Here is a 21,971-nt window from a genome sequence, read left to right on the forward strand (position 1 = left end):
ATGTCCGAAGAGACCCTCAACTCCGACGACGGCGTCTATTGCGACGTCCGCGACCTTGCGCGGCTCAAGCACCGCACGCAGGGGTTTTCCCTCCTGCCGCGGCAGCCGATCACGTCGATTCTCTCGGGGCCACATGCGTCGCGGCTGCGGGGGCGGGGGCTCAACTTCGAAGAGCTCCGCCGCTACCTCCCGGGGGACGACATCCGGACGATCGACTGGCACGTCACCGCCCGGACCCGCCGGCCGCACGTGCGGGTCTACACCGAAGAGCGGGACCGGCCGCTGCTCCTTATCGTCGACCAGCGGCCCTCGATGTTCTTCGGCAGCCGCCGCGCGATGAAGTCGGTCGCGGCCGCCGAAGGGGCCGCGCTCGCCGCGTGGCGGTCCCTCCGTTCCGGGGACCGCGTGGGGGGAATCGTGTTCAACGGGACCGAGCGGGAGGAGATCGCCCCGCACCGCAGCAACGCCCGCGTGATGCGGCTCCTGTCCGCGGTGGCGCGGCAGAACCGCCAGCTTCGGGCCGGTCAGGTCTCCCGCGACGGGGCGTTCGACGAGGCGATCGAGCGTGCGGCTCAGGTCGCCACGCACGATCACCTCGTGTGCGTCGTCAGCGACTTTGCGGGAGCCGGTCCGGCGACGCTCGAGCCGATGACCCGGATCACGGCGCACAACGACGTTCTCCTGGTCTTCGTCTACGACCCGCTCGAAGCGGACCTCCCCCCGGCCGGCCGGCTGCGGATGGCCCAGGGCGGCGACCGGCTGGAGGTCGACGCCTCCGAAGACCGGCTGCGGGAACGGTTCCGCCAGGACTTTCAGGGGCGGGTCGCCCGGCTTCAGGAACTCTCCCGCCGCCGGCAGGTTCCGGTCCTGACGGTCTCGGCGGCGGAGGACGTGCCGCGGCAGGTCGCGCGGGCCCTCGGAGCCCGGCTGCGTCCGGCCCAGGGAGGCGCGCCGTGATGAGCTTCTTCCTCTCGATGACCGCGAGCCTCGCGGTGGACGATCCGGGAAGCCTCGATCGTCTGGCCGACATCGTGACCGCGCCGCCCGCCGCCTGGTGGCCTCCCGCGCCGGGCTGGATCCTGCTCGCCGCGCTGCTGCTTGCCGCCGGCCTGTGGCGGCTCGCGAAGGAGGCGATCCGTTGGCGAGCGAACGCTTACCGGCGGATAGGGCTGGAAGAACTCGAACGGATCGCCCGCGAGAGCGAGCGCGCTCCGGAGCGGCTGCGGGAGATTCCCGTCCTGCTCAAACGAATCGCCCTTGTGGCAGCGGGACGTCCTCGTGTCGCTGGCCTGAGCGGCGCGGCGTGGCTCCGGTTCCTGAACGAGACCTCTGCGGACGGGACTTTTCCGGCGAAGGCGGGAATCGACCTGGAGTCGATCGCCTATGACCCCGCGGCCCCGGGGAGGCTGTCCCGGCCCGACCGCGAGCGGCTGATCGCCGCGGCCGAGGAGTGGATCCGCCACCACCGCGCGGACTCGCCCCCTTCCTCCGGGGAGCCGGTCCCATGCTGACGCTCGCCGCACCGTGGTGGCTCCTCCTGATAGCGGCCCCGCTCCTGATCGGTTGGTTGGTCCCGGCCTGGCGGCCGGCGCGGGCGGCGGTCGCGGTCCCGTTCCTCGACCGCCTCGCCCGGCTCACCGGTCGGTCCCCCTCGTCGGGAGGAGCGGCCGAGCGGCCCCCCCGCTTTCAGCGGCTGGCACTCTGGAGCGTCTGGCTGTTGACGGTCCTGGCGCTCGCCCGGCCGCAGTGGCTCGAGCCGCCGCTCCGCCGGACTGTCCCGACCCGCGACCTCCTGCTGGCGGTCGACCTCTCGGGCTCGATGGAGACGAAGGACTTCACGAACGCCACCGGGCAGAAGGTCGACCGCCTCACCGCCGTCAAGGAGGTCCTCGACGACTTCCTCAACCGCCGCCAGGGGGACCGGGTGGCGCTCGTCTTCTTCGGCTCCGCTCCGTTCCTCCAGACGACCTTCACCGAAGACCTCGATGCATGCCATGAGCTCCTGGCCGAGGCCCAGGTCCGGATGGCGGGGCCGAAGACGGTCCTCGGCGACGCGGTCGGGCTCGCGCTGACGGTCTTCGACAAGGACTCGACGATCCCGGACCGGGTCATCATCGCCCTCACCGACGGGAACGACACCGGCAGCCAGGTCCCTCCCGAGCAGGCGGCCCGGATCGCCCACGACCGCGGGATCACGATCCACACCGTCGCGGTCGGCGACCCCGCCGCCGCCGGCGAAGAGAAGCTCGATGAGGCGACGCTCAAGTCGATGGCCCGGACCACCGGAGGCCGCTACGCCCACGCGGCGGACCGCGCGGCGCTTGCGGCAATCTACCGGGACCTCGACGCCCTGCGGACGCGTCCGGCCGAGACCATCACGCACCGCCCCCGCCACGAACTGTTTCACTGGCCGCTCGGGATCGCCCTCGTCCTCTCGCTCGTCTGGCAGGCGGTCCGGATTCTGCGGCTCCCGGCGGAGAGCGCGACTGGCTCGCGACCGCTGGCGCCCGCGGCGACGGCGGTCGCGCTCCTTCTGGCCGCGGGGCTCTTCCCGGCGGCGCTCTCGGACCTGCACTTCCTGCGGCCCTGGTGGCTCCTCGGTCTCGGTCCCGCGGTCTGGCTGCTCGCGATGCTCCGCCGCCGGGGCGATCCGCTCTCGGCGTGGCGGCGGGCGATGGATCCGCGGCTGCTGCGGCATCTCGTGATCGGGGCCGATGCGCGGTCGCGGTGGGGACCGCTGGCGGCCCTCGCCGCGGGGTGGCTCCTGGCGATCGTGGCGGTCGCCGGTCCGGCGTGGCGGCGCGTCCCGTCCCCCTTCAGCCGCGACGACGCGGCGCTGGTCCTCGTCGTGAAGGTCACCCCGGACATGCTCGCCCAGGACATCCAGCCCTCCCGGCTCGCGCGGGCGGGGCAGAAGATCGCAGACATCCTGGAGCGGCGGAAAGGGACCCGGGCGGCCCTCGTGGCGTATGCCGGCTCCGCGCACCTCGTCATGCCGCTGACGCATGACGCCACGCAGATCGACCGTTTCGCCACCGCTCTCGATCCGGCCATCATGCCCGTCGAGGGGGACGATCCCGCCGCGGCGCTGAAGCTGGCACAGGCGCAGCTCGCCCGGGCACGGGTCCCCGGCTCGGTCATCCTGCTCGCCGACAGCTTCCCAGCCGACGCCTGGAAGTCCCTCCCGGCCGACTGGTCGCGGAGCGGACCCCCGGTCCAGGTCCTGGCGGTCGCCGCCCCTCCCGACGCCCCGGTTCCGCCGGGGAGCCCACCCGCTCCGCCGCTCGACCGGGAGGCGCTCTCCCGTTCCGTTGCCGCGCTCTCGGCCAGCTTCGTCCCGGTCACTCCGGACGACAGCGACGTCGAGGCGCTCACGAACCGCACCGTGACGCGGCTCGTCGCGTCCAAGGCCGATGACACCGAGAGCCGCTGGGAGGACTCGGGATACGTCCTGCTCTACCCGCTGGCCCTTCTCGTGCTGCTCTGGTTCCGGCCCGGATGGTTCGTGTTCCTCGGATCGGGAGGGGCCGGATGACGAGCCGTTTTCAACAACGAGCGATCGCCGCCGCCGGGGGACTGGGTGTCATCCTGGGGATCGCGTGGGCCTGGTCCGCCGCCGGGGGACGCTTTGCGAACCTGTGGCGGACGCCGGCCCAGCAGGGGGACCGGCTGATGGCCCGCCGACAGTTTGCCGAGGCGGCGAAGACCTATCCCGATCCGCGGCATCGCGCCGACGCTCTCTACCGCTCCGGCGACTTCAAGCAGGCGGCCGCGGAGTACGGCCGGGTCGCGACTCCGGAGGGGAGCTTCAACCGCGGCAACGCGCTGGTGATGGCCGGACAGTACGCCGAGGCGATCGCCAGCTACGACCTCGCGATCCGCGGGCGGCCCGGCTGGAACGACCCGGTCCGCAACCGGGCGATTGCCCAGGTTCGCCTCCAGCGGATCCATCCTCCGAACGACGGCAGCGAGGGGACCGGCGGCCAGATCAAGCCGGACGAGATCGCGTTCGACAGGAAGCCCGCCGATTCCAGGTCGCGGGAGACCGAGACCGTCACCGGCGGGACAATGTCGGACGCGGAGATCCAGGCGGTCTGGCTGCGGCGGGTCCAGACGAAGCCCGCCGACTTCCTGCGGGCCAAGTTCGCCTATCAGCAGAGCCGCACCTCGGACTCTGGAAACGGCCGCCAGGGAGACAGACCGTGAAGGTGGTTTTTCTCGGCGTCGTGGCCTTGATGCTCGTTCCGGATCGGAGCCTTCCCGCCGCGGAGCCGGTCACCGGTCCCGTCGCTATCGAGATGTCGCTGGAGAGCGACAAGCCGCTTCTGGCCGGGCAGAAGTGCCCCATCACGGTCAACCTCCTGACGGCGACCACCTTTTCCAGCGCCGTCGCGTTCGATCTGCCGAGGGTCGCCGGGGGGGTGCTGATGCAGTTCGGCGACCGTCCCACTCTCGGGACCCGCGACGAGGGGAAGACGAGCTATATCGTCCAGACGTACGACCTCGCCTTCTTCGCCCTGCGGCCGGGGACCTACACCCTCCCCTCCTTTGCGGTGCGGTTCTCGTCGCCGGCGATGCCGGGGGGACAACCGGTCGAGCGAAGCCTGATGACGGAGCCGCTGACCATCACGGCGAAAGCTCCGCCCGGAGCCGAGGCCCTTCCGGGAATCGTCTGCGCCGAAAAGTATCGCGTCGAAGAGTCCTGGACGCCCGACAGCCCGAAGACCCTCCATGTCGGTGACAGCCTGACCCGCAGGATCACGTCGACCGCCACCGACGTCCCGGCCATGGTCTTCCCTCCGATCCCCGCCTCCAGCACCGAGACGCTCAAGGCCTATCCGCGACCGCCGGCCGTGGAGGACCGGATCGAGCGCGGCGTTCTCCTCGGCAAGCGAATCGATGAGACGACCTACATCTGTCAGAAGCCCGGTCGCGTGTCGCTTCCGGAACTGGTCATTCCCTGGTGGAACCTGGAGGACAATGCCCTGCAAGAGGTTCGCCTCCCTGCGGTGACGTTTGAAATCCTCGCGAGGCCGGGCGACGCCGCCGACGGCAAGCCCCCCGCTCCGACGGCCGCCTCGGCCCGGCGACTGCGGTGGCCGTGGTGGATGGCCGCAGGCAGCGCGCTGCTTCTGAGCGCCGCCATCATCCTGTTCGTGCGCTGGGAACACTCCGCCTCCTCATCCCCACTTGAGGCAGCGCGTTTCCACGAACTCATCCTTGCCTGTCGAAAGAACGATCCGCGGAAGGCCCACGACGCTCTCTTTCGATGGAAATCGTTTTCGTCCGGCAATGCCGTCATGACCTGCGAAGAGATCGCCGCGCAGGACCATTCCCTGGCCGGTCCGATGGGTGATCTGGAACGCGCTGTCGCCACGGGAGCTCCGTGGGACGGCCGCTCTCTGGCCGACTCGCTGCAGCGTCATCGTGCCGGGGAAGGCCACCAGGCTCGCACCGCCGCCGCCCGTTTGCCTCCGCTGAACCCATAACCCGCAAACCCGGCAAGTGCCCCCGACCACACAAGAAGCTGTCGTCGGGTGGGTTGTTGCATTCATTCGAGACGCGTTCCATACTCGCAAGGAGACATTGATGCGTTGCGGGGGTTGTCGAGACTTCGGGAATCGAAGCCGGCACCGTGATGCACCGTTGCCAGCAGGAATGCACGCGCCATGCATCACCGATGGACTGCGGTCTGGTTCATCGCCCTTCATGCGCTCGCATGCGGCTCCCGCGCGGATCAGCCCTCGTCGCAGCCGTCGACCGTTTCGCCCGACCGGGCGCCTCTCGCGCGGCTGATCGAGTCGAGCTGCCTCAACTGTCACGACAGTTCGGATCACGCCGCGAACCTCGACCTTCAGAAGCTCGTCGCAGCGGAGATCGGCCCGAATACCGAGACCTGGGAGAAGGTGGTCCGCAAACTCGCCTCTCGGCAGATGCCCCCTCCGGAGGCGCCTCGCCCCTCCGAGAAGGATTTCCAATCCGCTCTGGCGGCGCTGACCTCGGCCCTCGATGCGGTCGCCGCCGCGGCTCCGAATCCCGGACGGACCGAGACGTTTCGAAGGCTCAACCGGACCGAGTATCGGAATACGATCCGCGACCTGCTGGACCTCGATGTCGACGTCGCGACGCTGCTCCCCCCGGATGAGTCGAGCCACGGATTCGACAACGTCACGGTCGCCGACCTCTCGCCGGCACTGCTCGGCCGATACCTCGCCGCCGCCGAGACGATCAGCCGCCTCGCCGTCGGCTCCGCGTCGCGGGAGCCCGATGCCCATACGGTCCGGCTCCGCCCCGATGTCACTCAGGACAGCCACGTCGAGGGACTCCCGTTCGGCACGCGCGGGGGACTCCTGATCCACTACCACTTTCCGCAGGACGGGGAGTACGAGGTCCAGGTCCGGCTGATGCGGGACCGCAACGACGAGATCGAGTCGCTGCGGGAACCGCACGACCTCGTCATCCTCCTCGACCGCGCCCGGATCGATCGCTTCCAGGTAAAACCCCCGACCGGCACGGAAAGCCACCAGACCGTTGACGCCAACCTGAAGTCCCGCGTCAGCGTGACCGCCGGCTCTCATCAGGTGGGAGTGACGTTCGTCAAGAAGGGGTCATCGCTCCTCGAATCGACCCGGCAGCCGCTCAACGTCCACTTCAACTTCTACCGCCACCCGCGTCTCGGACCGGCGGTCTACGAAGTGACGATCCTGGGGCCCATTCAGGCGTCCGGCCCGGAGGCCCGCCGGAGCGGGCGGCGGACCTTCGCCACGCCCCCGGCGAACCCGAGCGACGAGCCGGAGGCGGCCCGGCAGATCCTGACGACGCTGGCCCGACGAGCCTACCGCCGCCCGGTCTCCGAAGCGGACCTCAAGACGCCGCTGAAGTTCTTTCAGGAGGGGCGGGCCGAGGGAAGCTTTGAGACCGGCATCGAACGCGGGCTGAGCGCGATTCTCGTCAATCCGCAGTTCCTCTTCCGCATCGAGCGCGATCCCGCACAGGTCTCCGGGGGAACGCCGTACCGCATTTCCGAAGTCGAGCTTGCGTCCCGGCTCTCCTACTTCCTGTGGAGCAGCATGCCGGACGACGAACTCCTCGAACTCGCGACGCGGGGCGAGCTCCGCCGTCCCGAAGTCCTGGAGCCGCAGGTGCGGCGGATGCTCAAGGACCCGCGTTCACGGTCGCTCGTCGAAAACTTCGCCGGACAGTGGCTGTATCTCCGGAACCTCGACGCCGTTACCCCCGACATGCGGCTCTTTCCGGACTTCGACGACAACCTGCGGCAGGCGATGCGCCGCGAGACGGAGCTCGTCTTCGAGAAGGTCCTGCGGGATGACTGGAGCGTCCTGGATCTGGTCCGGTCGGACGCGACGTATCTCAATGAGCGCCTCGCCCGGCACTACGACGTCCCCCACGTCTACGGCAGCCGCTTCCGCCGCGTCACGCTCGATACCGGCAGTCATCGGGGAGGACTTCTGCGGCAGGCCAGCATCCTGACCGTGACCTCCTACGCCAACCGGACTTCGCCGGTCATCCGCGGGCAATGGGTTCTCAAGAACCTCGTCGGCACACCGTTGCCGCCCCCTCCTCCGGACGTCCCGGCCCTGGCCGACAACACCGTCTCAAGCCTCCTGCCGATCCGCGAGCGGCTGCAGCAGCACCGCGCCGACGCGAACTGCGCCGTCTGCCACAACCAGATGGACCCGGTCGGCTTCTCGCTGGAAAACTTCGATGCGGTCGGCCGCTGGCGCGAGACCGAAGGGGAGATGCTGGTCGATGATTCCGGCAGCCTTCCCGATGGGAGTGAGTTCTACGGCGTCGCCGGTCTCGAAGAGGCGCTGCTCCGCCGCCCGGAGCTGTTCGTTCAGACCCTCACCGAAAAGCTCCTGACGTTTGCGCTCGGCCGGGGAGTCGAGCACTTTGACGCCCCGGCTGTCCGGCGGATCGTTCGCGAGGCGGGTCAGGACAACAACCGGTTCTCCGCGCTGATCCTCGGCATCGTTCGCAGCACGCCGTTCCAGATGAGAAGGTCGCCATGATCATTCGAAAAGCCTTGCCGCGGCGGACGGCCCTGCGCGGGATGGGGGCGGCTCTCGCGCTCCCCCTGCTCGACGCCATGGTCGCTCCGCTGACGGCTCTCGCCGAGACGCCGGCCGCTCCGGCGAAGCTCCGCCGTCTGGGCTTCGTCTACATGCCGATGGGCTGCGACATGTCCCGCTGGGCGCCGCCCGGGGCCGAGACGCTCGACGAGCTCTCGCCGACGCTCTCGCCTCTCGAAGCGATGAAGCGGAAGATCGCGGTCGTTTCGAACCTGGAGTTGCGAAACGCCTATCCCGGGACGCATGCGACGTCGAACGCGGCCTTCCTCAGCGCCGCCAAGGCGAAGCGGACGGAGAGTACCGACTATCACCTCGGCACGACTGTCGATCAGCTTGCCGCCCAGCAGATCGGCCGCGAGACGCCGCTCCCGTCGCTGGAACTGTCGATGGACCTGATGTCGGTCGTCGGCCAGTGCGACAACGGGTACGCCTGCGTCTATCAGAACAATTTGTCGTGGTCGAGCCCCACCACGCCGCTCCCCGCGGAGGCCCATCCCCGGCTCGTCTTCGAAAGCCTGTTCGGCGAACAGGGAGCCGGTCCCGACCGCCGCGCCGCCCTCCGCCGCCGCGCGAGCCTGCTCGACTCCGTCACCGAAGAGTTTTCGAGCCTGCAGAAGACCCTCGGTCCGGCCGACCGGCAGCGGGTCGACCAGTACCTGACCTCCGTCCGGGACGTCGAACGGCGGATCCAGCAGGCCGAGACCGCCGCGCGGGACAATCCGCTTCCCGACCGGGACCGGCCGACCGGCGTTCCGGCGAGCTACGCCGATCATGCCCGGCTGATGTTCGACCTGCAGCTCCTGGCGCTCCAAGGGGACATCACCCGCGTGGTGACGTTCCAGCTGGCACGGGAGACGAGCAACCGGACCTATCCGGAGATCGGGGTCAATGAGCCCCACCATCCGCTGACGCATCACGGCAACGATCCGGAGATGATCGCCAAGGTCGCCCGGATCAACCGGTTCCACGTCTCGCTCTTCGCCGAGTTCCTGGAGAAGCTCGACGCGACCCGCGAGGGGGACGGTTCGCTCCTCGACCACTCGCTCTACCTGTATGGGAGCGGGATGGGGAATCCGAACGTGCACGACCACGTCAACCTGCCGATCGTCGTCGCCGGCGGCGCGGCGGGGAAGATGCAGGGGGGCCGCCATCTCCGGTTCGCGGAACCGACGCCGCTGGCCAACCTGCACCTGACGCTCCTCGACAAGGTCGGCGTCCGGCTGGACTCGTTCGCCGACAGCGACGGAAAGATGGACGAGCTGTTCCAGCCGCTCTCGATCTGAGAGGTTTTCAAGATGGGTCGATGTCCTCTTTGAACCACCCTCGAGCCGAGTCCACATTGTCCTCACGCAGATCCCATTGGGCGCTCCTTTCGCGGCTGGCCGGCGCGGTGATCGCGATGGGGCTGATGGTCGCGACCGCCTGCGCGGCCGATTCGCCCGTCGCCGACGCGGCAGAGCGCCAGGACGCCGCGGCAGTCCGGACGCTCCTCGGGCAGAAGGCCGACGTCAACGCGACTCAGGCCGATGGCATGACCGCTCTCCACTGGGGGGCGTATCACGACGATCCGGAGCTGGTGAAGCAGTGCCTGGAGGCGGGGGCCCGGGCGGGGGCCGCCAACGAGTACGGCGTCACGCCGCTCTCTCTGGCCTGCACGAACGGCAGCGAGGCGGTCGTCCGGTTGCTGCTGGAGGCTCAGGCCGACCCGAACGAAACTCTCGCGGGAGGAGAGACCGCCCTCATGACCGCGGCCCGCACCGGACGGGTCGGACCGGTCCGGCTGCTGCTGGAGCACGGGGCCAAGGTCGATGCCCGGGAACGGAAGGGGCAGACCGCCCTGATGTGGGCCGCGGCGGACGGAAACCTCGACGTCGTCGACGTGCTTCTCAAGGCGGGAGCCGATTTCCGGACTCCGCTGGCATCGGGATTTACACCCCTCTTCTTTGCGGTCCGCGAAGGGCGATCTGCTGTCGTATTCCGGCTCCTGGAGGCGGGGGTAGACGTCAACGCTCCCACCCAGCCGTCCGGAAAGAACGGCAAAGCCCTGACGCCGCTGATCCTGGCGATCGAGAACGGACACTTTGAACTCGCCGTCCATCTCCTCGAAGCGGGAGCGGATCCGAATCGCCGGCCGGCTGGCTACGCTCCCCTTCATGCGATCGCCCTGATGCGGAAGCCGATTCGCGGTGATGGCGATCCGCCTCCGCGGGGCTCGGGGCGTCTCAGCAGCCTCGATCTCGTCCGCGCGCTGGTGGAGCAGGGGGCGGACGTCGATCGGCCGCTCGAGAAGGGCTCTTCCGGCCGTGGGCGATTCACCACGACCGGCTCGACGCCGTTCCTCCTCGCGGCGCGGTCGGGGGACATGCCGCTCATGCGGCTGCTGCTGGAACTGAAGGCCGATGCCCGTCTGCCGAATGCCGACAAGTCCTCCCCGCTGCTGGCGGCGGCCGGGGTCGGTGCGCTCGGGGATGGCGACGAGGCCGCGGCGACGGAAGAGGAGGCGATGGCCGCCGTCCGGATGCTGCTCGACCTGGGCGCGGACATCAATGCCGTCGACGACAATGGCGAGACCGTCCTGCACGGCGCCGCCTACCAGAGCTGGAGCAAACTCGTGCCTCTGCTGGCCGAGCGCGGCGCGAAGGCGGAGGTCTGGGACCGGAAGAACAAGTGGGGCTGGACGCCGCTCATGATCGCCCAGGGACACCGCCCCGGAAATTTTCGGCCCTCGCCGGAGACGATCGCCGCCATCGAGCAGGTCCTGCGGCGCGATGCGGAGACGGCGGTTCCGGGGACCGGAGCGCACGCCGCTTCTCAGCAGAAGCCGAGTGGGCCGCCTTCCGCCCCCAAGTGAGTCTGATCGGCCGGGCAAGCCGGTTTGGCCGCTCCTGCCGGAGACGCCGCACAGCGCGTGGCTCAGCCCTCGATCCGGCGTTCGACCGCCTCGATGAGGGCCTCCAGGGCTCCGGGGGCGGTCGCGGCGATGACCTCCTGATAGATCCCCTGGCCGTACGCCGAGGCCGGCGGGATGTAGCCCGGCTGCCAGTCGTTGGCCATCGTCGTCACGAGGATCGGGCGGCCCGCGCAGCGGCTGCGGAGCGTTGTCTGGAAGACCTGGTAGAGCTCGCCGGGGACGAAGATCCAGACCGCGTCCCCGAGGAGGCCGATCGTCACGGGGAGCTTCCACCCCGGTCCCGACTGGAGCGCGGCGAGCCGAGCGAGTTGCCGCGAGCACTGCTCGACCCGGGCCCGGCAGTCGCGGAGCCTGACCTCGTCGCCCTCCGCGCGGGCTCGGGCTTCTTCGGCCGTCCATCGTTCGCGCTCCGCGGTCGTCTCGTCGGTCCGCGGAAGGTCGGCACGGTACGGCAGCTCGACATCCAGTTGCGTCCACTCCCACCGCTGCTGCGCCCGCAGGTCGGTCTCGGCGAGAGGCTGGTGCGTCCACGTCCCGAGGGTGGCCCCCGAGACGACCGGACCGCGGTAGACATACTCGGTCCCCGGGCTCGGCAACGGGGTCAGTGCGGCGAGGGCGGCGTACCCGACTTCGCGGCCGTTGCGGTCCGCCACCGCGGTGTCGCCGACGAAGCCTTCGCGCGGGCCGAGGTCTCCGGAGGCCCCCTGGAGGAAGAGCGTCGGGCTCCCTTCTTCCCGTTCGATCACCTCCCGCATGGCACCGATCCAGTCGGGACTGATGAGGGTATTGTCCCAGGCGAGCGTGGTGGGATGACAGGCGTAGTTGACGAGCGTCGCCAGCGTCCGGCCCGCCGCTTCGCCGTCCGTCGCGACGAGCCGCGCCACGAGGAGGGTGTCGTCCGCCGGGCCCTCCGGGTTCAGTCCGCAGACGAACTGTCCCCGCTGCTCATCGAAGTGGTCGCGGTGCCTGGCCAGACCGCAGCGTCCGGTTCCGTAGAGGAGTGTCGCCGGTTCGAGCTGACCTCCGAGAGGCTTGGCGAGCCGTCCCAGGGACGCGGCGAGTTCGTCGAGGTAGGGACCGATCTTCTCTCCGCCGGGGAGCCCGCTCCGAGAACGGGACATCCAGCCTGAGCCGTGGGTGTGCGAGAGGCAGAGCAGGACGTTCTCGACCGGAAGGGCGGCCGCTTCGGCGATCGCGAGGCGGATCGCCAGCATCTCGACCGAATCGAGCAGGCAGTGATCGATCGCGGTGATGATCCGCCCGTCGGTACTGCCAGTCCCGTGAGTTGATTGGACGGGTTCGAGCCGGAGCATCGTCACGGTCAGCGGGCGATGGACTCCGGTCGCCCGGTCGTGGAGGGCGGCCCCCCACATCCGGTGGTAGATCCCGACCGGCGGGGTGATGTCGAGCCGCGCGACCGCGGCGCGGCAGCGGGTTTGCGGGGTCCGGAGCCGCGGTGTCGGGATCTGCGAGGCCTGAGCCGGCCGGGCGTCATTCCGCGTCATCTGTCTCTCCTGCCAGGGATCCCCGGGGATTCAGGACCGCCCAGCACAGGGCATCGACCGCCATGATGGCGGCGAACAGGAACAGGATCAGGTTCCAGTTGCCGGTCCGGGCCACGAGCCAGCCCGCCGTCACGGGGAAGAGGGCGGCGCCGATGTTGCCGCACATGTTCATCGAGCTGAAGACGGTCGCGACATGCCGGCCGCCGAACTTGATCGCCACGGTGTAGCCGCTCACGCCGCCGAACGTGGCGCAGAACGCCCCTAGCGAGATGACCCCGATGCTCGCCCGGACATCCGTCAGGAAGTACGAGAGGACGATCAGCAGCGCGCAGCTCCCCATCCCGACGACCGCGATCCCCTGCCGGCTGAGGCGGGGATTCCCCGTCCGCCGGAGCAGCTCGTCCGAGGCGAAGCCCCCCGCGAGACTCCCGACGACCCCGCCGACACCGGCGATCGTCGTCAGCAGCCCCGACTCCAGCGATGAGACGCCGCGGGTCTTCTGCAGGAACGTCGGAAACCATGTCAGGAAGAAGACCATCCCGGCCGCCCGGAAGAACTGCTGCCCGCACAGGAGCGCCAGCGATCCGCTCGTCAGCAGCCGGGACCAGGGGAGCGGAGCCGCGACTCCCTCGGAAGACCGGACCGTCGGGAGCGAGACGGGAAGCCGGTTCGCGGGAACGAGCAGGAGGAACGCGAACGTCCAGAGGAGCCCGGGGATCGCGAACGTGGCGAACAGGAGCCGCCAGCGGTCGATCTCCCACCGGTCGGCCAGCGGCACGAGCGATTCCAGGAGCGATGCGGTCAGCACCGGGGCGAGCGCGCCACCAACTGCCATCCCGCTCGCGAGCAGCCCCGAGGCGCGGGCTCGTTCGCTGTCGGGAAAGAGCTGGCCGATCGCCTTTGCGGCACAGGGAAAGGCCCCCGCCTGCGCCGCCCCCATGAGGCCCCACAGGACCAGGAGCGAGCCGTAATCCGTCGCCAGTCCGCTGAGGCCGGTCGCAATCGACCACAGGACACAGAACAGAGCCAGTGTCCGGCGGCTCCCAAGGCGGTCGGCGAGCCAGCCGCTGGGGAGCTGCATGAGGGCGTAGCAGAAGTACCAGACCGACTGGACCCAGCCCATGTCCCGGGCCAGGTCGGCCAGCCGCAGGTCCCGCGCGATCTCGGCGGCCGGGACGCTGAGCGCCGCCCGCTGGACGTAGGCGATCGCGGCCGAGAGGCACAGGAGCGTCAGGATCCCATATCGCCCCTGCCCCGGATCCGGCCCCAGGCGCAACTCCGGCTCGGCCGCGAAGGAGCGGTCCGTGACATCGAAGGACGAAGGATCGGGAGCGGACGACATGGAGGTCTCTTGAGAAACGTGCCGGGCGCCCCGCTGTTACCAGTCGCCGACACTTCCGTCCGGATGGAACACCCGCTGGAGATGTTCCTGTTGGAAGGGGTGTTTACGGACCTCCGCCTCGTTGATCGTGATCCCCAACCCGGGCCGCTGGTTCGGCCGGACGATGCGTCCCTCGGCCTCGACGACGAACCCTTCCTGCACGACATCCTGCCGCCAGGGGACGTCCTGGTGGACGGTCTCGCAGATGACGTAGCTCGGCTGCGCGAAGCCGAACTCCAGCGAGGCGGCGGTGCTGACCGGCCCCTGCGGGTTGTGCGGGGCGAGGCTGATCCGGTGGGCCTCGGCGAGCGCCGCGATCCGGCGGGCTTCGCTGAAGCCGCCGCAGTGCGTGATGTCGAGCTGGCAGACCGCACACGCCCCGGCGGCGAAGAGGTCGCGGAACGACGCGAGGTGCGTCACCCGTTCCCCCGTCGCGATCGGCGTCCGGACCGCGCGGGCGATCGCCGCGAGCCCGTCGACGCTTTCGGGCCAGCACGGCTCCTCGAAGAAATAGAGGCCGTACGGCTCAAGGGCCTTTGCGAACTGGAGTCCCATCGCCGGCGAGGGGCGGGCGTGGCAGTCGACCATGATGTCGATCCCGTCCCCGACCGCCTCCCGCATCGCGGCGACGGCGGCCTCGGCGGTCCGGATCGGCTTCAAGCCGTCGAGCGGCATCGTCGGGGGGACCGCCATCGACTTGAAGGCCGTGTAGCCGTCCGCCACCGCCTGCCGGGCGAGGTCGGCGAACCGCTTCGCGTCATCGGCGGCGGTCTCGTAGAAGTCTTCCATCCGGCCGCCGCCGAGGTGGCAATAGGTCCGGACGTAGTCGCGGACCGGCCCTCCCCAGAGTTTGGAACACGGCAGTCCGGTCACCTTCCCGAGGATGTCCCACAGCGCGAGGTCGATCCCGGCGATCGCTGTCGAGCGGACGATCCCGTGGCCGTGCCAGAAGTGCTGCCGGTACATCATCTGCCACAGATGCTCGATCCGCGTCGGGTCTTCGCCCACGAGGAGCTGCGACAGATCTTCGATGGCCGCCACGACGCCGCGGGTGTGCCATTCGAGGGTCGCCTCGCCCCAGCCGAACAGGCCGTCCTGATCGGTCAGGACCTTGACGAAGATCCAGTTCCGCATCCGGGCGTGACAGACGAGCGTCTCGATCCGCGTAATCTTCATGAGTGCGGCAGTAGCGGGCAAAAGAATGGGGCGCAAGGCTCCCGTGAGCTGCCTGGCCATCGCGAGCGTGAGCGACGGGGCGATCTCCGCAACATAGTCCGCGTCAGCGTCCGTGTCGCGGCTGCGGCGTGGTCACCGCTCGTAGGTTCCGATCCACTCGGCCTCGCCGAGACAGTGTCCCGACATGGCGGCGAGCAGCGCCTTCTTGTCGATTCCCGGCTTCAGTCCGAGCGGAGCATCGAGGGCGTACAGACGGAAGTGGTAGTGATGCACGCCGTGCCCCCGCGGCGGCTCCGGACCGCGGTAACCGTCGACCTGCCCCGATGGCCATGAGTTGAGTCCCTGCCGGGCCGCGACCGGCGAGCGAAGCTCCACCGCGTCGGGGAGCCCTTCGGGGAGCTGCGTGACATCGGCAGACAGGCCGTAGAGGACCCAGTGCACCCAGGGCTCCGGAGTCGGGGCGTCCGGGTCGTCGCAGATCAGGGCCAGTTCGCGCGTGCCCTCAGGGACGCCGCGCCAGAGCAGCGGTGGCGAGACGTCCTCCCCCTCGGAGGTGAACTTCTTCGGGATCGGCGCGCCGTGACTGAAGGCGGAGCATTCCAGTTCGAATGTCATGGCGAATCTTCCTCACGTTGTTTGATGTGAGCGGCCGCCTGCCCTCTCGTGGGGCCGGCGACCGGAAGAGGCTCAACCGGCCGGCGACAGCGTCTCCTGGACCAACAACCGCAGTCGCTTGTAGTCCGCCTTGCCGTTTCCGAGGAGCGGAATCTGATCGAGCGGATGGACCTCGTCAATCCGCATGATGCCGTGAAACCCGGCCTCGGCCAGCAGCCTGTTCGCGTCCTGGAGCGAGATCGGTTTCGTGGTGAACAGGACAATCTTCCGCCGGCTTCCCGCCCCGGCTTCCGTTCCCTCCCCCTGGTTGACTCCTTCGACGGCGACCCGCGGGCCGTTCTCGGACCGCGCTTCCTGGCTCTGCCGGCCGCGGGCCGGAATCGAGATGCCGTTCAGGATTTTCGTCAGCGGACCGACGATCGCCCGGGGAAAGTTCTCTTCGGAGAAGACGATGCGGGGGCGGAGCGCGGGATAGAAGGTGATGAGGAACAGGACCGGATCGACGTAGGCCGGATGGTTCGGCAGGAGCAGGACCGGGCCCTTGAGAGTCGGCAGCACCTCCCGGCCATGCAGATGCACCCGGTACCGGAGCGACAGGACGAACCGGGCCAGCCGGGAGAGGATCGACCGCAGGACCTGCATCATGGCAACACCTTCCGTTTGCCCGGCTTCATTCTCTCCAATTGCGCCGCCGCCGACTATCTGACCCCGCGTCCCGGAGCCCGAAACCACGTCGACGAATCCTCGCCGGCCGGTTCGCTTCCCTCCGTCCTCAGGTCAAGGACAATGGGCCGGGTCCCGTTCTCGCTGGAGGCTCGTCATGAATCCGGAACGCAAGGTCGTGGTCATCACCGGGGCGTCGCAGGGAATCGGCGCGGGACTGGTCCGGGGGTTTCTGGACCGGGGGGATCGCGTCGTGGCGAATTCCCGGTCGATCCAGCCGGATCCCGCCTCGGGCGTGCTGGCGGTCGCCGGCGACATCGCCGATCCGGCGGTGGCGGAGCAGGTCATTGCCACGGCGGTCGAGGCGTTCGGCCGGGTCGACACGCTGGTGAACAATGCGGGCATTTTCGTCGCGAAGGCGTTCACCGAGTACACCGAGGCGGACTTCGCGAAGGTCATGGCGGTGAACATGGCCGGATTCTTTTACGTCTCGCAGTGTGCCGTCCGGCAGATGCTTCAGCAGGATGGGCGAGGGGGGCACATCGTGAACCTCACGACGTCGCTCGTCCGACAGCCGATGAAGGCAGTCCCGTCGGCGATGGCGTCGCTCACCAAGGGGGGGCTGGACGCGGTCACCCGATCGCTGGCGATCGAGTATGCGGACAAGAAGATCCGTGTGAACGCGGTCGCGCCGGGGATCATCCAGACGCCGATGCATGCGCCCGAGATTCATGACTTCCTGGCCGGTCTGCATCCGCTGGGTCGGATGGGCCAGGTGCAGGAGGTGGTCGATGCGGTGCTTTATCTGGACTCGGCCGGATTCGTGACGGGGGAGACGCTGCATATTGATGGTGGCGCGCATGCGGGTCGCTGGTAGCGTCTCCGACGTTTGCACCTCAACCGGGTCCAGGGGCACCCTGGTGGGGAGTGCAGAGGGGCAACGCCCCTTTGCCCGCCGGAGGCCCTCTCGTCGAGAGACGTCTGAAGGAGCCCGTGTCCAAGCGCGGACGCCGTGTCGTATGCCCCCTCACCAACCCGAGGGGATTGCAGAGCGAGCGAGGAGTCCTCACCGCCGGTTCCAAAGAAAGAACATCCGTTGTGTCCCACAGTCCCTCATGGAAATGCCTCCGGCGGCAATCGACAAGTTGGTCCCGGGCCCGTGGTGGTCGCGTTGATCGGCCGCTAGAACATGGGTCCAACGTTCCTCTTCCTCGCGAGGCTGACGTGAGCCGTTCCCGCACCCACCGCCGACCGTTTCTCAACTTCGGGCTCATCCTGCTGTGCGCCCTCCTGGGAGCGATCGATCCGATCACCGCGGCCGAGTCGAAGCCGGCCGAAGCGAGCCAGGAGGCGAAGGGGGGCAAGACCGTCCGGCTCTTCACCGTCGGCAACAGCTTTTCGGGGAACGCGACCCGGTTCCTTCCCAGTCTGGCCAAGGCCGGCGGACAGACCCTCGTCCTCGGGACCGCCTCGGTCGGCGGGGCCCCGCTCGCGCTGCATTGGGGCAAGGCCGAGGCCCATGAGAAGGACCCCCAAGACCCGGAAGGGCTCTACGGCACGAAGAAGAAGGAGGGCCTTCGGGAACTCCTGCGGGGCGAGAAGTGGGACTACGTGACGATCCAGCAGGCGAGCATCAAGAGCCACGACCTGGAGACCTACCGGCCCTACGCGAAGCAGCTGCACGATTACATCCGAACCAACGCCCCTGGAGCGAAGGTGCTGGTCCACCAGACATGGGCCTACCGTGTCGACGACCCGCGGTTCGCCGGCCGGCCCAAGGCGGGCGAGCCGACGACGCAGGAGGAAATGTATCAGCAGCTAACCCGCGCCTACCGCACGATCGCGTCCGAGCTCGGGACGCGGGTTATCCCGGTCGGCGATGCGTTCCACCTGGCAGACACCGACCCCAAGTGGGGCTACCGGCCGGACGCGATGTTTTCTGCGAAGACCGCCATGTCGCCCGCGCTCCCCGACCAGTCCCATTCGCTGCACGTGGGTTGGAAGTGGTCCAAGTCGGCCGACGGCAAGCCGTCGCTCCAGATGGACGGGCACCACGCCAACGATGCCGGCCAGTACCTGGGGGCGTGCGTCTTCTATGAGGTTCTGTTCGGCGAGAGTGTCGAGGAGAACTCCTTCGTCCCGAAGGGGCTCGATCCGGAGTATGCGAGGTTCCTCCGCCAGACCGCTCACCGGGCGGTCGCCGAAGCGGCTGAGCGCGAGTCCGCGGCCAATCGCTGAGCCCGGCGTTCCTACTCCGCCGTCCGGTCAGCGGACGAGCCGGAACCACACAGCGGTGAAGACCACGCACACGGCGAGGAAGCCGCCGAACGCGAGAGAGACCGCCACCGGCGCACGAGACTCTATCGGCTCGGAGGCGACGAAACGCTCGAGAGGCGCGACGTCGAACTCGGCGGAGTGCTCCTGGCCCTCGCGGTCTTCCAGCGTGACCGTGATCCGCTGAGCGGCGAGACCCGATGTGTCGGGGAACTTCGCGCTGAAGGCGTGCCGGGTCCCCTGGAACGCCGCTCGAACACTCTGTTCATCGGAACCGGTCAGCAATCGTCCCTCCAGCCTGCGGAGGTTGGGGAACCGGCCGTCGGGAAAGACCGCACGAAAACTGACGGGCTTTTGGCCCCGGCGATGGAACTGCTGAAGTTCGAGCCGGTAGGGGCCGAGCGGCTTCTCACCGAGACTGACATGGGGAGCGAGTCCGGGCAGCGACTGAACGGGGGGGGGAACGTTTCTCCAGGTGTAGGCGCCGGCTGTCGCCAGTATGGCGGCCGTGACGACCGTGGAGCATCCCCACTCGACGCGGCCGCGCGAGGCGACACCGCCGCGGACCGGGATGGCGGGAGAGGGCGAATCCGATGAGACGCCACGAGAGCGCGAGGAGCGCTGAAGCCAGATCGTCGCGCCGACCGGGATCAGGGCGCTGACAACGAGTCCGCCGGCAAACCACAGGAGCCGCGTCGGGAGTCCGCCGAACGTCCCGAAGTGGAGTGGATCGACGATCTGGTCGAGCGTTCCCGAGAGGTCCGTCGACGGAGCGGCCGACAGGATCGCGCCGGTCACGCCGTCGAACTTCACGAAGTCGGGAGTACGGCCCCGGAACAGGGTCCGGCGATTTGTGTAGAGCGTGACCGCTCCGTTGGGGTCGGGGGCGAACGTCACAAACCGCGGGTCAAAACCCGGGAACTCGCGCGTGGCGGTCGCCGTGAGATCGGCCAGCGAGGCGCGTGGCAGGAAGGGGTCTTCCCCGCTCTCTTCCGCCGAACGGTCGGCAGCGCGCTTTGCCGCCGCAGCGACCGGCGCGGTCCAGAGGGGACGCAGCCGCATCACGAGATACCACGTCCCCGTCGCTCCCCAGAGCAGGAGCAGCACCGCGCCCCAGACTCCGAGGAGCCGATGCAGGTCCCGCCAGAAGACGGACCAGCCCGCTCTACGCCGCAGGACGAAGAGCTTCGTCCAGAATCGGGCGTAACAGCAGAGCCCGGTGATTCCCGAGAGCATCAGGATCGGCCCGTAGAGACCGACCAGGTATGTCCCGTGAATCCCCCCCACGCCGAAGATGTAGAACTGCTTGTGGAACACCCGGAACAGGACCCGGGCGCGGTGCGGTGAGGTCGGTCCCAGGATCTCGCCGGTGCCGGGATGGACGAGATACGCGACGCGAACGCCATCCTCGCGCTCGACCTCGACGGAAGCCGCGAATCCCGGGTCGGTGGACGTGATCGAGGCGACCGACCAGTCGGGGTGGTCGGACTCGAGCTTCGCCTGGATCTCGGCCAGCGACAGCCGGGGCTCCTCGCTGCCGACCCGCAGCCGCGGGTCGATCAGCGCGTCGAGCTCCGGACCGAGCGTGGCGACTGTCCCCGACAGGCAGATGACGAACAGGACCACGCCGCAGTGGAGTCCGGTCCAGCGATGGATGGCATACAGCGTCTTGCGGGAAACCCAGGCCATTCTGGTCTCAAGCGGAACGAAGCTCGCCGGGGACGGCAGCGCGGTGTCGGAATTCGAAGAGGTCGAGTGCGGTTCACTCGGGAAGGCGAATCGGCGGAAGCTCGCCGCCGGCCGGTTCGACCGTCAGCGAGAGCGTCGTCGTCTTCGGATCGGCCAGCTTCCCCTCGAATCGATCGGCGACGTCTCCGCTGAAGACCGCTTGGAGCTGTTGTTCCCGCGGCTGCGTTTCGATCCCGCGGGGCCACAGGACGGTCACGCGATACCGGCCGGGCGCCGCGCCATCGCTCCCCTGGGCGACGCCCGGTACGAGCGTGCCGTCCGCTTCGACGACTCCTCGCGGAGTCCACAGCGACGGAGCCTCGGAATGGAGCGTGACCAGCGCCCCGACGGCAGGCTTCTCCCCCGAAAACACCTTCACCCGGACGGGGACCAGTTTCGGCTTCGGCTCCTGAGCCGTGCAACCGGCCAGAAGGGCCAGCGGCGCGAGGAGGGCGGCGAGGACGACACGGAACGAGGAACGAAATCCCATGAGGGCACGGAAGTCCAGAGAAGGGCGACAACCGGCGCCGAGCTCCTCTTCGAAAGCTCGGGCCGGTTGTCGATATGGGGGGGGCCGGGGTCGCCGGACGCGCGATCAGAACTCGCCGACGATCTCGCGGTCGTTGAGACACCCGAGGCGGAAGTAGTTGTCCGCGCTCATGTTCTCGCTCAGGAACCGGACCGAGCCGTCGCACAGGACCGACTGCGCCCCGCCGGCGTGGAAGCTGTAGGCCTGGAACTGGTTGTTGCAGTTCATGATGCAGGGGCCGGGGGTCGCGGTTCCGTCGCTCGAGTAGTTGTTGATCGCCATCGCGACGTTTCCGGCCCACACCGCATAAAAGTCGAAGCCGCCCCCGACCTTGCCGAGCGACTTCCCCATGATGAACTGCTCGGGCCGCCCCGCCATCTCGATCAGGAGGTTCGTGTTGGAGGTCCCGTCGACGATGTCGCGGATGCGGACAATCCCCGCCGGCATGGCGCCGTCCGAGGCGACGACGGGGCTCCCCGTCGGAACGACACGGCGGATGTTCCGGATGCCGAAGTAGTCGGTGACCGCGGCCTTGACGGTCGGCTGGCTGGCGTCGACCTGGTTCACCAGCGTCAAGGTCCGGTCTGCGACGGGGGTGGCGGGGCAGATGTAGGTCGGGATCACCGTGCTCAGCACCGGCTGGTTGTCGATGCTGAAGCACCCCTTGTCGTAGTCGTACCTGTTGTACAGGTTCGCCTGCTCGACGTACGGGAGGATGAACGCCAGATAGCCGTTCGTCGTCTGTCCCCCCGGGGCGGCGGGAGTGCTGTAGGTGAGACGGCCGGGGGGGAAGCACCCCATGGTCGACTCATAGTTGTGGACCGCCAGGCCGAGCTGCTTGAGGTTGTTCTTGCACTGCGTGCTGCGGGCCGCGGCCCGCGCCTGTTGGACCGCCGGCAGGAGGATCGCCACCAGTACGGCGATGATGGCGATCACGACGAGGAGCTCAATGAGCGTGAAGCCACGATTCTGGCCCGCGCGGAGACGGGCAGGGGAATGATCGGACAAGGTGGGGGCGGAGAAGGGCATGGAGGTCGAGGAGGGAACAAAGGGCAGGGGGGACATGGAATCAAATCCTTCGGGCGAACCTTGGGTT

At 68.8% G+C, this 21,971-nt stretch carries 18 protein-coding genes; 10 read left to right on the forward strand and 8 right to left on the reverse strand.

Annotated elements, in window-relative coordinates:
- The 8 genes from VT03_RS14490 (at position 1) to VT03_RS14525 (ending at position 10,944) form a co-directional block, all read left to right on the forward strand.
- Positions 1 to 957 carry a DUF58 domain-containing protein gene (locus tag VT03_RS14490; protein WP_075093633.1) on the forward strand — a complete coding sequence of 319 codons (957 nt, stop codon included), beginning with the start codon at positions 1 to 3 and terminating at the stop codon, positions 955 to 957.
- On the forward strand, positions 957 to 1,511 hold the full coding sequence (locus VT03_RS14495) for a DUF4381 domain-containing protein (RefSeq protein WP_082846214.1): 555 nt from the start codon (positions 957 to 959) through the stop codon (positions 1,509 to 1,511). The genes VT03_RS14490 and VT03_RS14495 overlap by 1 nt, the downstream gene beginning before the upstream one ends.
- Positions 1,505 to 3,535: a VWA domain-containing protein gene (locus VT03_RS14500; RefSeq protein WP_075093634.1), complete on the forward strand. Its 2,031-nt coding sequence runs from the start codon at positions 1,505 to 1,507 to the stop codon at positions 3,533 to 3,535. The genes VT03_RS14495 and VT03_RS14500 overlap by 7 nt, the downstream gene beginning before the upstream one ends.
- Positions 3,532 to 4,206 (forward strand): tetratricopeptide repeat protein, encoded by a 675-nt coding sequence (locus VT03_RS34205; RefSeq protein ID WP_075093635.1) that lies wholly within the window; start codon positions 3,532 to 3,534, stop codon positions 4,204 to 4,206. The genes VT03_RS14500 and VT03_RS34205 overlap by 4 nt, the downstream gene beginning before the upstream one ends.
- The gene (locus VT03_RS34210; protein ID WP_075093636.1) at positions 4,203 to 5,489 is read left to right on the forward strand and encodes a BatD family protein; all 1,287 of its coding nucleotides are present in this window, start codon (positions 4,203 to 4,205) and stop codon (positions 5,487 to 5,489) included. Before VT03_RS34205 ends, VT03_RS34210 begins: the two co-directional genes overlap by 4 nt.
- A 180-nt stretch (positions 5,490 to 5,669) precedes the next feature.
- Positions 5,670 to 8,033 (forward strand): DUF1592 domain-containing protein, encoded by a 2,364-nt coding sequence (locus VT03_RS14515; protein WP_075093637.1) that lies wholly within the window; start codon positions 5,670 to 5,672, stop codon positions 8,031 to 8,033.
- Positions 8,033 to 9,376, forward strand: a complete 1,344-nt coding sequence (locus tag VT03_RS14520) for a DUF1552 domain-containing protein (RefSeq protein WP_410000421.1) — start codon at positions 8,033 to 8,035, stop codon at positions 9,374 to 9,376. The genes VT03_RS14515 and VT03_RS14520 overlap by 1 nt, the downstream gene beginning before the upstream one ends.
- Positions 9,377 to 9,432: 56 nt before the next feature.
- Positions 9,433 to 10,944 carry an ankyrin repeat domain-containing protein gene (locus VT03_RS14525; RefSeq protein ID WP_197489328.1) on the forward strand — a complete coding sequence of 504 codons (1,512 nt, stop codon included), beginning with the start codon at positions 9,433 to 9,435 and terminating at the stop codon, positions 10,942 to 10,944.
- Between the two features lie 62 nt (positions 10,945 to 11,006).
- Here the strand turns inward: VT03_RS14525 and VT03_RS14530 are convergent, their stop codons facing one another.
- From VT03_RS14530 to VT03_RS14550, 5 genes are all read right to left on the reverse strand, one after another.
- A complete protein-coding gene (locus tag VT03_RS14530) occupies positions 11,007 to 12,509 on the reverse strand; it encodes a hypothetical protein (RefSeq protein ID WP_197489329.1) in 1,503 nt (500 codons plus the stop codon).
- On the reverse strand, positions 12,496 to 13,851 hold the full coding sequence (locus tag VT03_RS14535; protein WP_075093640.1) for an MFS transporter: 1,356 nt from the start codon (positions 13,849 to 13,851) through the stop codon (positions 12,496 to 12,498). Before VT03_RS14535 ends, VT03_RS14530 begins: the two co-directional genes overlap by 14 nt.
- A 36-nt stretch (positions 13,852 to 13,887) precedes the next feature.
- A complete protein-coding gene (gene dgoD / locus VT03_RS14540) occupies positions 13,888 to 15,066 on the reverse strand; it encodes a galactonate dehydratase (RefSeq protein ID WP_075093641.1) in 1,179 nt (392 codons plus the stop codon).
- A 132-nt stretch (positions 15,067 to 15,198) separates the two neighbouring features.
- Entirely contained in the window at positions 15,199 to 15,681 is a 483-nt protein-coding gene (locus VT03_RS14545) for a YbhB/YbcL family Raf kinase inhibitor-like protein (protein ID WP_075093642.1), read from the reverse strand.
- Positions 15,682 to 15,753: 72 nt separating this feature from the next.
- A complete protein-coding gene (locus tag VT03_RS14550; protein ID WP_075093643.1) occupies positions 15,754 to 16,326 on the reverse strand; it encodes a 1-acyl-sn-glycerol-3-phosphate acyltransferase in 573 nt (190 codons plus the stop codon).
- A 175-nt stretch (positions 16,327 to 16,501) separates the two neighbouring features.
- Between VT03_RS14550 and VT03_RS14555 the strand changes: the two genes are divergently transcribed.
- The gene (locus VT03_RS14555; protein WP_075093644.1) at positions 16,502 to 17,221 is read left to right on the forward strand and encodes an SDR family NAD(P)-dependent oxidoreductase; all 720 of its coding nucleotides are present in this window, start codon (positions 16,502 to 16,504) and stop codon (positions 17,219 to 17,221) included.
- Positions 17,222 to 17,568: 347 nt separating this feature from the next.
- A complete protein-coding gene (locus VT03_RS14560; protein ID WP_197489330.1) occupies positions 17,569 to 18,582 on the forward strand; it encodes a DUF4886 domain-containing protein in 1,014 nt (337 codons plus the stop codon).
- Positions 18,583 to 18,609: 27 nt separating this feature from the next.
- On the opposite strand, the gene VT03_RS14565 is transcribed toward VT03_RS14560, so the two are convergent.
- The 3 genes from VT03_RS14565 to VT03_RS14575 all read right to left on the reverse strand — a co-directional run bounded on the left by VT03_RS14565 (position 18,610) and on the right by VT03_RS14575 (position 21,940).
- Positions 18,610 to 20,307, reverse strand: a complete 1,698-nt coding sequence (locus VT03_RS14565; protein WP_075093645.1) for a PepSY-associated TM helix domain-containing protein — start codon at positions 20,305 to 20,307, stop codon at positions 18,610 to 18,612.
- 73 nt (positions 20,308 to 20,380) lie between these two features.
- Complete coding sequence (locus VT03_RS14570; protein WP_075093646.1) at positions 20,381 to 20,836, reverse strand: hypothetical protein; 456 nt, start codon at positions 20,834 to 20,836, stop codon at positions 20,381 to 20,383.
- A gap of 105 nt (positions 20,837 to 20,941) precedes the next feature.
- On the reverse strand, positions 20,942 to 21,940 hold the full coding sequence (locus VT03_RS14575; RefSeq protein ID WP_197489331.1) for a DUF1559 domain-containing protein: 999 nt from the start codon (positions 21,938 to 21,940) through the stop codon (positions 20,942 to 20,944).
- Positions 21,941 to 21,971 lie beyond the last annotated feature (31 nt).

This window comes from Planctomyces sp. SH-PL14, assembly GCF_001610835.1.
Taxonomy (GTDB): domain Bacteria; phylum Planctomycetota; class Planctomycetia; order Planctomycetales; family Planctomycetaceae; genus Planctomyces_A.

Excerpts from the sequence above, each read along its gene's own strand:
- VT03_RS14490 (WP_075093633.1), top strand. The coding sequence starts at position 1 with ATGTCCGAAGAGACCCTCAACTCCGACGACGGCGTCTATTGCGACGTC.
- VT03_RS14495 (WP_082846214.1), top strand. The coding sequence starts at position 957 with ATGAGCTTCTTCCTCTCGATGACCGCGAGCCTCGCGGTGGACGATCCG.
- VT03_RS14500 (WP_075093634.1), top strand. The coding sequence starts at position 1,505 with ATGCTGACGCTCGCCGCACCGTGGTGGCTCCTCCTGATAGCGGCCCCG.
- VT03_RS34205 (WP_075093635.1), top strand. The coding sequence starts at position 3,532 with ATGACGAGCCGTTTTCAACAACGAGCGATCGCCGCCGCCGGGGGACTG.
- VT03_RS14515 (WP_075093637.1), top strand. The coding sequence starts at position 5,670 with ATGCATCACCGATGGACTGCGGTCTGGTTCATCGCCCTTCATGCGCTC.
- VT03_RS14530 (WP_197489329.1), bottom strand. The coding sequence starts at position 12,509 with ATGACGCGGAATGACGCCCGGCCGGCTCAGGCCTCGCAGATCCCGACA.
- VT03_RS14535 (WP_075093640.1), bottom strand. The coding sequence starts at position 13,851 with ATGTCGTCCGCTCCCGATCCTTCGTCCTTCGATGTCACGGACCGCTCC.
- dgoD (WP_075093641.1), bottom strand. The coding sequence starts at position 15,066 with ATGAAGATTACGCGGATCGAGACGCTCGTCTGTCACGCCCGGATGCGG.
- VT03_RS14545 (WP_075093642.1), bottom strand. The coding sequence starts at position 15,681 with ATGACATTCGAACTGGAATGCTCCGCCTTCAGTCACGGCGCGCCGATC.
- VT03_RS14550 (WP_075093643.1), bottom strand. The coding sequence starts at position 16,326 with ATGATGCAGGTCCTGCGGTCGATCCTCTCCCGGCTGGCCCGGTTCGTC.
- VT03_RS14555 (WP_075093644.1), top strand. The coding sequence starts at position 16,502 with ATGAATCCGGAACGCAAGGTCGTGGTCATCACCGGGGCGTCGCAGGGA.
- VT03_RS14565 (WP_075093645.1), bottom strand. The coding sequence starts at position 20,307 with ATGGCCTGGGTTTCCCGCAAGACGCTGTATGCCATCCATCGCTGGACC.
- VT03_RS14570 (WP_075093646.1), bottom strand. The coding sequence starts at position 20,836 with ATGGGATTTCGTTCCTCGTTCCGTGTCGTCCTCGCCGCCCTCCTCGCG.
- VT03_RS14575 (WP_197489331.1), bottom strand. The coding sequence starts at position 21,940 with ATGTCCCCCCTGCCCTTTGTTCCCTCCTCGACCTCCATGCCCTTCTCC.